Below are 11264 nucleotides of genomic sequence, written 5' to 3'. Positions count from 1 at the left end.
CCGTAGGTGCGCGACCAGTCCGGGTTCGGCGCGAAGGAATAGCTGTACAGGTGGGAGGGCACGTCGCAGGCACATCCCGGGTAGGTATTGGCGCGCCAGGTACCACCGAGGTCATCCGCACGCTCCAGAATCACCAGATCCTCGAATCCGGCCTCCCGCATCTTGATCGCCAGACCGATGCCGCTGAAACCCGAGCCGACGATGACGATGTGCCGATGTTCGATCGAGTCGCTCATCGCTATCGGATCCTTCCGTGCAGCACCGCGATGAGGCGGTCGACGATCGCGTCGGCGGCCGCGCTGCGGGCGAATGTGGTGAGCGCGAGCGGCGACGGGAAGCGCTGTCGCGTCGTCGCTTTGGCGTAGGCGAACTCTTTGAGTCCATCAGGGCCGTGCACCCGGCCGAATCCGGAGTCGCCGACACCGCCGAGCGGTAGCGCCGGAACGAGCGCATGCGCGACGAAGGCGTTGACGGAGACGCCGCCGGCCCGGATGCGATCGGCGACGGCCTGGCCGTTGCGACCGGAGAACACCGTGCCACCGAGCCCGTACGAGGTCGCGTTCACCCGGTCGACGGCGTCGTCCATGTCGGCGACCTCGGTGATGGTGAGCGTCGGACCGAAGGTCTCCTCGGTGACGGCCGTGGCCTCCTCGGGGACGTCGACGAGGACGGTAGGCTGTACGAATTGTCCGTCGATGGCGTCGGGCCCGCCGAGCAGCGCCCGCGCGCCACGGGCCAGCGCGTCCCCGATGTGCCCGCGAATGATCTCGATCTGCTTCGGCATGGTGATCGGACCGATCTTGGCCGAGCCGGTACCCGCGCCTACGGTGGCTGCCCGCTCCACCACCTTCGCGACGAATTCGCGGTAGACGGCGGTGTGCACGTACACCCGCTCCACACCGAGGCAGGTCTGGCCCGCATTCGACATGCCGCCCCACACGGCGACATCGGCGGCCGCATCGAGATCGGCGTCGGCATCGACGACCAGTGCGTCCTTGCCGCCGCATTCCATCAGTACCGGTGTCAGGTTCTCCGCGCAGGCCGCCATCACTCGCTTGCCGGTGGCGGTCGAACCGGTGAATCCGATCTTGCCGACGTTGCTGCGGCACAGCGCCGCACCGGTCTCGCCGAACCCGGTAACCACCTGCAATACAGCTTTTTCCGGCACGACGCGGGAGAACATCTCGGCCAGCAGGACGCCTACGCCGGGGGTGTACTCGCTCGGCTTGAACACGACCGCGTTGCCCGCCGCCAGCGCGAAGGAGACCGAGCTCAGCGGAGTGAACACCGGGTAGTTCCACGGGCCGATCACCCCGACCACGCCGAACGGACGGTACTCGACCTCGGCCGCATGGTTGATTGTCAGCAGGCTCGACGGCACCGGCCGTCGCCCGAGCACCTTTTCCGCATGCCGCGCGGCCCATTTCAGATGCTCGAGCGCCATGACGATTTCGAGTTTGGCGTCGGAGATGGGCTTGCCCATCTCCTCGTGCACGACACGGGCCAGCGCGTCACGCCTACGGGCAATTTCGGCACGCCAGGCGTCGAGCCGGCGTGCGCGGCCAGCGAACCCGAGATCCGCCCACCAGGCCGCCGCCTCGTAGCCGAGGGCCACCGCCGCGTCCACCTGCGCCGCCGTGTGCACGGGGTAGGCACCCGCCGTCTCCCCCGTCGCCGGGTTGCGCACCTCGAAAGTGGAAACCATGACAGCATTCGGCGTTTTCGTGTCAACGGACATCAGTTCCCCGTTCCCGGCTGGTGCGGATCCGATGTGCGATGCCCCCGGCGATGGCGGCGGTGACGAGTCGATTGCCCGGCCCGGCCAGGGCCAGCAGCGGTCGCAGCGCCGGTTCGCCTTCCAGCGCGAAGGTCCACGTGAGCCGGGTGCCTCCCGCGTGTGGCGTGAGCGCGATGTCCTCGGCGAAACGTCGTAGCCCGGGGATGGAGGCGGCGTCCACGGTGAAAGTCATGCGTTCACCGTCGTCCCAGCGGTAGAACCGCTCGTCGAGCCGGATGAGATGCCCGAGGGTCACCGTTCGGGTCGTGCCGACGCCGAACGGGCGTGGCGTGGTCCACTGGATCCCGGTGATCACCGTGGACCAGGAGACCAGCGCGTCGTCACCGGTCAGCGCCGCCCATACCGTGTCAGGGCCGGCCGCTATCTCGACGGTGTGTTCGTAACGCCGGGCCGTCGTCGCGAGGAACGCGTCATCGGATTCGGCTAGTGCGTAGCGTTGTGCCATGGACATCGTCGTCCCTTCGGATCGTTCTAGAGGTCGATGACCAGGGAGTCGCCTGCCGCGCGGGACACGCAGGCGAGCATGTGATCGCCGCGCTCGGCGTCGGGCAGGATGTGGTCCCGGTGATCGATCTGCCCGGCCAGCACGCCGATCTTGCACGTGCCGCAGAAACCCTGCCGGCAGGAGTAGACCGCTCCGGGAACCGCGCGCCGGATCGCGGTAAGCGCGGTTTCGTCGGCACCGACCCGGATGGTGCGGCCGGTGCGGGCCAGGGTGAGATCGAATTCCCGTCCGTCGGTGACCGGCGGCGCGGAGAAGCGCTCGGTGTGCAGCGACCCGGTCGGATTGATCGTGAACATGCTGCGCTGGGCAGCGGCCAGTACCGGCGGCGGACCGCACACGTACACGGCCGCACCCGGTTCCGCTCGCTTCAGCAGTTCCGCGATATCGGGCAGGCCGCATTCGTCGTCGGGACGAATCTCGGCGCCGGGCAGTTCATCCAGAAACGGCATCGAATCCCGCGTCCGTCCCAGATACACCAGGTGGCCGCGTGCCCCGGCCGCCTGCACCATCGGCAGGATCGGTGTGATGCCGATGCCGCCCGCGATGAACAGGTATGACGGGGCATCCACGAAGGTGAACGCATTGCGTGGCCCGCGCGTCCGCAACAATTGGCCGGGCCGCACGGCGTAGTGCATCTCGATCGACCCTCCCCCGCCATCGATGATGCGCCGCACCGCGATTCGATAGTGGAACGGGTCGTTCGGATCGCCGCACAGCGAGTACTGGCGCTGCTTGCCGGACGGGAGGAACACATCGAGATGCGCTCCCGGCCGCCACCGCGGCAGCGGCCCGCCATCCGCCCGGCGTAGCGTGAAGCCGATCACGTCGACTGCCTCCGGGTGCACTCGATCGACCACCAGATCGAGATCGAATCCGTAACGCCGCACCGGTTTCGATCTCGACAGTAGCGGCGCGGCCGGACCGGAGACGAAGACGTGCTTATAAGTATCGATCACCGTGCCGAGCATGCGCAGGCTCGGCGGCGGCGTGAATTCCGCTGTGCCCATGACGTTTCCCATCAGTGACCGGCCGCCCGGGCTGCGGGCGAGTGCGCGAGATACTGCAGTGCGGTGTCCATCGAGCCCAGCTGCGACGGATGAAAGCTCGGCCGCAGATATCTCGGCATTTCGGTGAAAAACACTGTCCAACTTGGGATCACGCCGCGCCGGGTCGCGCTGACGAACTGCCGGATCCACGACCGGCCCTTGTGCTCCGACGGATCCCTCTTGTACAGGTACGCCGTCGACACGATGAACAGCGGCAGCAGTGTGGCCGTGGCCAAGATCGCGGTACGCGCCCGGCGCGCGTAACTCCCGTCGACGTACTGGAACGCGTCGAACACGACGCTGCGATGCTCGACCTCTTCCGCGCCGTGCCAGCGGACCAGGTCCAGCATCGCTGGATGCATGCCCTGTTCCTCGAGGATGTCCGCGTTCAGCAGCCATTCGCCGATCACCGCGGTGAAATGTTCCATGCCGGCGAACAGGCCGAGGCGATCCTTCAGCCATTCCTCGCTGGCACGGCCGGTGAGTCCGTGGTCTCCGAGGACGCGGTCGACCAGCCAGGCGACCTTCGACACGTAGGAATCGACATCCAGGCCGATCGACTGCAGATGCTTGCGCGCGCTCTCGTGACTGCTGGCATGCATGGATTCCTGGCCGATGAAACCCTGCACCTCCTCCCGCAGCCGCTCGTCGTCGATATGCGGGAGGGCCTCCGCCAGGCACTGCGCCATGGCGCGCTCGCCCTCGGGCAGAACCAGATGCATCACGTTGACGATGTGGGTCGCCAGCACCTCGCCGGGGATGTAGTGCATCGGAACCGAGTCGAAGTCGAACCGGACGTCGCGGGCGTTGATCGCGTGCGCCTCGTCGCGGTAGGGGCGCTCCGTCGTAGCAGCTTTCTCAGCCATAGATCGGACGATACACCGCAACAAATTGCATTGCAATGTTGCCGCAACATTTGGTTGCCATATGTTGCAGAGCCTTCGAAAACTGCTAGGCTTCGAGGCGTGATAGCCGAGCCGACCAGCCCCGTCAGCCCGAAAAACGAGGACGACAGCGTCGAATCGCGGATCCTCGACGCGGCCCTGGTCCAGTTCGAGAAGGTCGGCGTCAAGAAGACGACCATCGAGGACGTCGCCCGCCAGGCGGGCGTCGACCGCGTCACCGTCTACCGGCGCGTCGGCTCACGCGACGACCTGGTGCGAGCAGTGGTCAGCCGCGAGGTCGGCGCCGTCCTCGCCGAAGTGGCGCAGATCCCCGACCGGCACGACAACATCGCCGACCTGGTCGCCGACATCTTCGTCACCGTGCTCACTCGGTGGCGCAACCACTCGCTGGTCCACCGGATGCTGACGATCGAGCCCGACCGCATGATCACCAAACTCACCACCGAGGGCGCGACGACATTCGCGATGTCCGTGGCGACCGCGGCAGCCGCCCTCGAACGCGCCATCGAGCGCGAGTTGCTCCCCGAGACCCCGGACGTGACGGCCCGCGCGGAAGTCGTCTGCCGCGTCGTCCACTCCCTGATCCTCGCCCCGGACGGCGGCATGCGGCTCGACTCGGACTCCGAGATGAACGATTTCGCGCGAAAGTACCTGCTGCCGATCATCGTCTGCTGAAGCAGTCGGCACGCCGATACCGTCACAGACCGGGCTGACACCGAACCAATCCCTGACAGCGGTCGCCAAAACAGGAACCGGTCGTATTACCGCGCAACTCGGCCTGGATTACGGCACTACCGGAGCCCGGCGGTCTCGGCGACGAGCAACCGGGGCCACTGGGAGTGTCAGAACCTTGGAACAACGGCGGATTCGACCTGGGTCTGACTGGCCGGAGCTGACAGTTCGGCGGGAAGGATCGAGCAGTGTTGGAGGCACTCGATGTTCGTGGCGAAGAAGGACGCGGTGGATACCAAGAAGCTGGCCGAGCGGCAAAAGAGCGGTTCGGTGAGTCCGCCAAAAAGTGGGGGCCACGGTATCCGGCGATCGTCGCATTGTGGGAGAACGCGTGGAGTGAGTTCGTGCCGCGCGGGCGTCCGATATCGTGGCCGCCGTGATCCGAACGCAGCGGCGACTCGCTGACCGGTCCGGCGGAGGGCGGCCAAGCCGAACCGTGGCGCACTCGGTGCACCTCATCTGGTGTCCAGCACCAACCACCCGCCGTGATGTTCGGACACTGTGAACGGCAAGCCGGTCTCGACACCCAGCACCGCCAATTCGGCCAGGTCGAACGTGCGCACATGACCGTAGGTGGCATCCGGCTCCTGCTCGAACGGCACCGCGACCACCACCCGCTCCCCGGCCACGCGTACCGCCTCCGCGATCACGGCCCGCGCCTGGACCGGATCGAGGTGTTCGAGCAGGTGCAGGACGGTGACGGTGCGCACGCAGTCGTCCGGCAGCGGAACCGACACCGCGTCGCAGGCCAAGGTGTCCAACGCCGTACCGCGCAGCCGCGCGATTCGCGACAGCAGTGCCATACTGCCGCGGACCAGGTCGGTGGCGATCGCGTCGTGGCGACCGCCCTCGGCGAGCAGCAGCGGGAAGAAGCCGAAGCAGGACCCGAGGTCGAGTACCCGGCCGGGCGGCACGAAAGCCAGGGCGCGGCGGTATACCGGGGCCATGTCGGCGATCGGGGTTCCCGGCTCAGGCGTCATAGTCCACAGCGCACGGATCTTCGCCAGCGTGTTGTCGTAGAACGTGTTCCAGGCCGTCAGCGGCTCCGCCACGGTGGTGCGTACCACGCCGGTGAGCACTCGCTCGAAGAGCTCGGTACCGGTGAGCGGGCCGGAGCGGAAAAGTTCGTCGGCGATCATCCCGGTGACGTCGTTGTCGAGGTCGTGCCGGGTCAAGCGGTGACCGACCACGATCCGGTTGTCGGCGAGCCGGACATGAAAGTGCGTTGTCCTCAGGCGCGTCGAACCGTCGCGCACCCCGCCGACGCGGACCACACCGTCGTCGTAGAATCCATCGCACAGCGGCGCCAGCGGATCCACTGCGGCAGCTACCTCGGTTCCGGTCACCGCCCCGCCACCTCCGCACCGAGATCCCGTGCAGTCCGGGCAAGTTCGCGGAGTCCGCGAACGACCCGCACTCGGTTGCAGTAGTCGGCATAGGCCGGAAGGTCACAGCTGCCCAGCCGCCAGGAGTACCTCGGCTCGGGTGTCAGCCAGATGGTTTCGCGGACGCGGCGAGTGATCTCGGCGAATTCCGCCAGTCCGGGATCGTTGCCGTTGCCGCGGCCGTCGCCGAGGATGAGCAGCGTAGTGCGCCGGCACAGCGCCCCCGCATGCTCGGCGAGGAGGTCGCCGAAGACCGAGCCATAGTCGGAGTTGGCATCCAGATCCAGCAGATCGCCGCCGAACAGCGCCCCCAAGGCCGATTCGGCATGGTGCTCGGCGAACAGCGCGGTCGTCTCCACGACATCGGCGACGAAGGCGAACGATCGCACCTGAGCGACCAAATCCTGCAACGAATGCACGAGATTCAAGGTGAAGTGCGCGGTCGCGCGCACCGACAAGCTCACATCGGCGAGCACGACCAGGCGTGGCCGGTCCTCGGGCCGCCGTACGGTGACCGGGGTGAACGGCACGCCGTCATAGCGTAGGCAGCGGCGCATCGTGCGAGCGGCGTCGACCCGGCCGCGCGGCGCTACGGTGCGGCGATGGGTGCGGGCGCCGCCCAGCGAGCGCACGATCCGGCGCAGGGCATCCTCCAATTCGGTCCGGTCGGCGCCGTCGAGCTCGCCAACCGCGACCACACGACGACGATCCGGTTGTCCCATATTCCGTTCCAACGCCAACAGTGCCTCGGCGTGGCGTTGCAGGGCGGCCGGAAGATCGCCGAGGACCCGCGCATCCTCGAACGCGGCTGCTGCGTCCGGATCGTCGGGGTCGCCCAGCCAGTCCAGCAGCGCTCGCTGCTCCTCAGCGGTAAGCCCCAGCTCGACCATCGCACCAGGAGCGCTCGTCAGCTGCCCTGGGGCACCACTGGCATGCATGCGCGGGGCCTCCAGCTGAATGCGGAACCCCTCGTTGTCGATGATCTGATTGCCGTGCGAGAAAGCGATCTCATCAGTTGGTGCGGACAGGTCGATCATGCCGTCGTCCTGGCTGAGATTGAAACTCGATGCCAAGATGTCGGTGTCGAACAGATGGCGGACGTCCTCGGGGCGGGCACCTGCACTGGACTCCGCTTCTGATGGCTCGCCGGACAGCGTGAACGAATCGAGATCGCCGGTGTAGGACGGGATGTCGTCGACGCTGCCCGGACGCCCGGCGCCGGATCCGGTGGCGTGCGTCGCGCCGCCGATGCGGACCTGCGCGAAGAACGCGTCGAACAGGTCCTCGAACACGGCCGTGTCGCGCTGATCCTTGAGCAACGCCGTGCGCAGGGCGCAGCGCAGTAGTTCCCGGTCGGCTAGGACGCCCGGCTGGCGCGCACAGTGCATCGCGTCGATGGCCTCGGCCACCGACACCCGCACGCCCCACCGCCGCAGCAGGCCGACGAACCGGTGCAGTGTCGCCTCCATGCCCGCGCCTAACGTCCACGTCGCGGGAACGACCGCGCACCCTGGCTGGCGGTCACGGACGTGCGGGTGAGGGTGCGGGATTGCCCGCCGTAGTAGCCCTCGTCGAAGCGGCCTGGACTGTCCATGGCGTCGCGGACCTCGCGCCCGTCCACGGCGTCGGCGGGGTCGGGCCGAACTGGTTCGCTGAAGTCGCCATCGAGCAGCCGGGGCAGTGAATCGAGTGCGGTGGTCAAATCCTTGTCGTATTTCACAACTACCGACATGGTGTCGGCCAGCACGCGCTGCGACAGCGTCCGTGCATTCAGCACGGCCAGAGTGCGTGCCCAATCCACGGTCTCGGAGATGCTAGGAGATTTGCGCAGCCCCAGCGCGCGCAGGGCGCGCACGACTCGGACCAATTCCGCGGCCAGCGCGTCGTCCAGTCCGGTGTGCTTGGTGCGGATGATGTTCAGTTCTCGCTCGGCCGAGGGATAGTCGGCGAACAAGTGCAGGCAGCGCCGTTTCAGCGCGGCCGCCAGATCGCGAGTGTTGTTGGAGGTCAGAATCACCAGCGGTGGGTGCACGGCGCGGAAGGTGCCCAGCTCCGGCACAGAGAGCTGGTATTCGCCCAGGAATTCCAGCAGCACCGCCTCCAAAGCCTCGTCGGCCCGGTCGATCTCGTCGATCAACAGCACCACCGGTTCCTCGGAGCGCACCGCCTCCAGCAGTGGTCGCGGGCTGAGGAAGCGTTCGGAGTAGAAGACACTGTCCTGCTGGCCGATTCGCTCGACCGCGTCGGACAGGCCGGTGGCGCCGGCGACGATCTGCCCGGCCTTCTCCCGCAGGATCTGGGTGTAGAGCAACTGCTTGCCGTAGTCCCACTCGTACAGCGCGCGGGTCTCGTCCTGGCCCTCGTAGCATTGCAGCCGCAACAGTCTTCGGCCGGTCGCCATCGCGAGCGATTTGGCGAGCTCGGTCTTGCCGACACCGGCCGGTCCTTCGATCAGCAACGGCTTCTCCAGGCGGGTTTGCAGGAAAACCGTGGTGGCGAGTCGCTGGTCGGCGATGTATCCGGTCGCGGACAGTGCTTCCCGCACGTCCTCGACGCTGGCGAACAGAGTCTGCGATTTCTCCGGCATGACGGTCCTTCGGGGCATAAGGGAGTCGGCCGCGGACGAATGGGGCTCCACTTCGTCCGCGGCCCGGTTCGGATGGTCAGCTCAGCAGGTCGTCGAGGTCGCCGTGCATGCAATGGGCAACCACTGGGCGGACCGTCTCGAAGGTGCACTCCTTCGGGTTGCCCGGCGTGCAGGTGTCGCCGAGGATGTGCCGGGTGATGCGGTCTATGTCGTCGTCCGTGCCCTTGATCACGTTGTTGTTCTCGTAGTACTCGGTGGGTCCTGAGCCGAGCCGGCACTTGCTGTAGGTGTCCTTGGTGATGTCGGTGAACTTCTCCGGGATGCCCACGTCGCGCAGCAGCCGAATAGAGGCGGCCAGCGCGGCGTCAGCGGCCTGCACGTCCGACATGCCGTGGGTATTGACGCCCATCGCCTCCGCGATGCGGGCGAATCGCTTATAGGCGACAGGCATGTTGAACGCCCACACCCGCGGCAGCGCGATGGCGTTGTTGATGCCGTGGTGTGTGTCGTAGAACGCCGACACGGCGTGCGAGATGGAGTGGACGATGCCGAGGCCACCGGAGTTGAACGCCTGCGCGGCGACATACTGCGCGTACATCATGCCTTCCCGGCCGGACAAGTCGGTCGGGTTCCACGTGGCGGTGCGTAGATGCTGGGCCACCAGTTCGATAGACTGCAACGCGCTGCCGAGTGACGGGATGAAATTCAGCCGCGAGACGTACGGCTCCGAGGCATGCGCGAGCACGTCGAATCCGCACTGCGCGGTGTAGTCGCTGGGCAGGTCGTAATACAGTACCGGGTCATCGATGGCCAGCGTCGCCACGGCCGCATCGTCGAAGGCCACGTACTTGTGCGGGTTTCCCGGGTCAGTGGTGGTGTCGGTGATGACGTACGCCCACGAGGTTTCCGAGCCGGTGCCTGCCGTGGTGGAGACGGCGATGTGCGGCGGGTTCTTCGGGTTCTCCGACTTGTTGAAGCCCTCGAACTCGTTGACGTTACGGCCGTCGTGGGCGACGGAGATTCGCGCGCCCTTACAAGCGTCGTGCGAGGAGCCGCCGCCGATGGAGACGAAACTGTCGCAACCGTTCTGCTGGTACAACGCCACGGCATCCATCACGTTGTAGTCCTTCGGATTGGACTCGACCTTGTCGTAGAGCACGACCTCGAGGCCGTGGTACTCGAGCGAACCGACGATCTTGTTCACGATATTCGTGCCACGCAGGCCGCTGGTCATCACGAGGACCTTCTTGAAGCCGAGCTTCAATGCCTCGGGGCCGATGATCTCATGTGCGCCAGGGCCGAGGAGGGCTCGGGGGAAGGGGTGGAACTCCTTGATCGGAAACGGCTTGATCAGCTCGTCTACCTGCATCGTCCAATCCTTTCGGAAGGTAATTCACATTCCGGGATATCCCGGTGAATCGACCGTATGGCCGCGATCACATCTCCGGAAGTCATTCGGCTCGAAACTGTTCGGATGAAACACGGACCCAAATCGAATGGGCGGCGCCCACTGTCCGATTGATCAGGGATTCCAGGTGGTGGCAGTAAAATTTTTTCGCACGGCATGCCTCCTCGGTCGCCAGCCGAACTTATTCACCGAAAACCGCCAACCTTCCGGCAACCTTTCCAGCGCACCGTGGATACCGAGATCTCCCGGTGATGCCCGATCCGAAAGGAACCGGACCGGATCTTCGTACCTCAGGGTGTGAGTGCTCCGCCGCTCCGCCGCACGGCAAAGGCGCCGAGGGCGGTCGACAAGGACGTCGACCCCGAGGTAGATCCTGTCGGGGCGGCGGGAATGGACCGCTCGCCGCCACGGCGCACCGCAACTACGCCGATCGGAATTCGGTAGAGCCGACTAACGCAGCGTCGGCTGAGGCATATACACCTGCGGATAGTCCAGCCGCCATGCTCTGACATCAATTCGGCACCGCGCGACAGAACGATTCCATTCGCGCCAGCGTTTCCGCAGCCCTTCAGAGCGAAGCGCACGACTGACGATATATTGAATGCGGCGACATTCATCGAGTGGGCCGCATTCCCGGGAACCCACTCAATACGGAGAATCGGAGGGGCTGCCCACCGAGGCGGCGGTTCGGTGGGCAGCCATGGCGGTGCACGGGCGCTACCGTATCCATCAGCGCCGGTGCACCGGGTCAGTGCGACAGGTCCGCTCCGGTGGGCGGCGGTTCGGTTTCCAGGGCGGTGAGTTCCGCGTCGGTGAGCAGCCGCGACCGGATCAGGAAGCGCACGCCTTCGGGCGCTTCCAGGGAGAACCCGCTGCCGCGTCCCGGCACCACGTCGAT

11 protein-coding genes are annotated in these 11264 nt (G+C 66.4%); 1 reads left to right on the top strand and 10 read right to left on the bottom strand.

The features are described 5' to 3' along the window. The 5 genes from ON34_RS10455 to ON34_RS10435 all read right to left on the bottom strand — a co-directional run. A partial coding sequence (locus ON34_RS10455) for an NAD(P)-binding protein (RefSeq protein WP_040777649.1) occupies window positions 1–236 on the bottom strand: 236 nt, incomplete at its 3' end. 2 nt (window positions 237–238) lie between these two features. Next, entirely contained in the window at window positions 239–1705 is a 1467-nt protein-coding gene (locus ON34_RS10450) for an aldehyde dehydrogenase family protein (protein ID WP_085997054.1), read from the bottom strand. Window positions 1706–1727: 22 nt separating this feature from the next. Further along, window positions 1728–2249, bottom strand: coding sequence for an SRPBCC family protein (locus tag ON34_RS10445; protein ID WP_245547969.1), 522 nt, complete (start codon window positions 2247–2249; stop codon window positions 1728–1730). A gap of 20 nt (window positions 2250–2269) precedes the next feature. Further along, complete coding sequence (locus ON34_RS10440) at window positions 2270–3310, bottom strand: PDR/VanB family oxidoreductase (RefSeq protein ID WP_040777642.1); 1041 nt, start codon at window positions 3308–3310, stop codon at window positions 2270–2272. 11 nt (window positions 3311–3321) lie between these two features. Next, window positions 3322–4215, bottom strand: a complete 894-nt coding sequence (locus ON34_RS10435; RefSeq protein ID WP_040777639.1) for a metal-dependent hydrolase — start codon at window positions 4213–4215, stop codon at window positions 3322–3324. 99 nt (window positions 4216–4314) lie between these two features. Here ON34_RS10435 and ON34_RS10430 point away from each other — a divergent pair, with 99 nt between their 5' ends. Then, window positions 4315–4929: a TetR/AcrR family transcriptional regulator gene (locus ON34_RS10430; RefSeq protein ID WP_245547968.1), complete on the top strand. Its 615-nt coding sequence runs from the start codon at window positions 4315–4317 to the stop codon at window positions 4927–4929. A gap of 512 nt (window positions 4930–5441) precedes the next feature. Here the strand turns inward: ON34_RS10430 and mftM are convergent. From mftM to ON34_RS10405, 5 genes are all read right to left on the bottom strand, one after another. Continuing rightward, window positions 5442–6332, bottom strand: a complete 891-nt coding sequence (gene mftM / locus ON34_RS10425; RefSeq protein ID WP_040777636.1) for a mycofactocin oligosaccharide methyltransferase MftM — start codon at window positions 6330–6332, stop codon at window positions 5442–5444. After that, complete coding sequence (locus tag ON34_RS10420) at window positions 6329–7840, bottom strand: VWA domain-containing protein (RefSeq protein ID WP_040777634.1); 1512 nt, start codon at window positions 7838–7840, stop codon at window positions 6329–6331. Before ON34_RS10420 ends, mftM begins: the two co-directional genes overlap by 4 nt. An 8-nt stretch (window positions 7841–7848) precedes the next feature. After that, window positions 7849–8958 carry an AAA family ATPase gene (locus tag ON34_RS10415; RefSeq protein WP_040777631.1) on the bottom strand — a complete coding sequence of 370 codons (1110 nt, stop codon included), beginning with the start codon at window positions 8956–8958 and terminating at the stop codon, window positions 7849–7851. Between the two features lie 76 nt (window positions 8959–9034). Further along, on the bottom strand, window positions 9035–10327 hold the full coding sequence (mdo, locus tag ON34_RS10410) for an NDMA-dependent methanol dehydrogenase (RefSeq protein ID WP_040777628.1): 1293 nt from the start codon (window positions 10325–10327) through the stop codon (window positions 9035–9037). A gap of 787 nt (window positions 10328–11114) precedes the next feature. Beyond that, a partial coding sequence (locus ON34_RS10405) for a DUF779 domain-containing protein (protein WP_157172248.1) occupies window positions 11115–11264 on the bottom strand: 150 nt, incomplete at its 5' end.

This window comes from Nocardia pneumoniae NBRC 100136 (assembly GCF_000308755.1).
In the GTDB taxonomy this organism is placed as follows: domain Bacteria; phylum Actinomycetota; class Actinomycetes; order Mycobacteriales; family Mycobacteriaceae; genus Nocardia; species Nocardia pneumoniae.
The sequence above is the reverse complement of the archived record's forward strand: the minus strand, read 5'-3'. Positions and strand labels throughout refer to the sequence as shown.

Excerpts from the sequence above, each read along its gene's own strand:
- ON34_RS10450 (WP_085997054.1), bottom strand. The coding sequence starts at position 1,705 with ATGGTTTCCACTTTCGAGGTGCGCAACCCGGCGACGGGGGAGACGGCG.
- ON34_RS10445 (WP_245547969.1), bottom strand. The coding sequence starts at position 2,249 with ATGTCCATGGCACAACGCTACGCACTAGCCGAATCCGATGACGCGTTC.
- ON34_RS10440 (WP_040777642.1), bottom strand. The coding sequence starts at position 3,310 with ATGGGCACAGCGGAATTCACGCCGCCGCCGAGCCTGCGCATGCTCGGC.
- ON34_RS10435 (WP_040777639.1), bottom strand. The coding sequence starts at position 4,215 with ATGGCTGAGAAAGCTGCTACGACGGAGCGCCCCTACCGCGACGAGGCG.
- ON34_RS10420 (WP_040777634.1), bottom strand. The coding sequence starts at position 7,840 with ATGGAGGCGACACTGCACCGGTTCGTCGGCCTGCTGCGGCGGTGGGGC.
- ON34_RS10415 (WP_040777631.1), bottom strand. The coding sequence starts at position 8,958 with ATGCCGGAGAAATCGCAGACTCTGTTCGCCAGCGTCGAGGACGTGCGG.
- mdo (WP_040777628.1), bottom strand. The coding sequence starts at position 10,327 with ATGCAGGTAGACGAGCTGATCAAGCCGTTTCCGATCAAGGAGTTCCAC.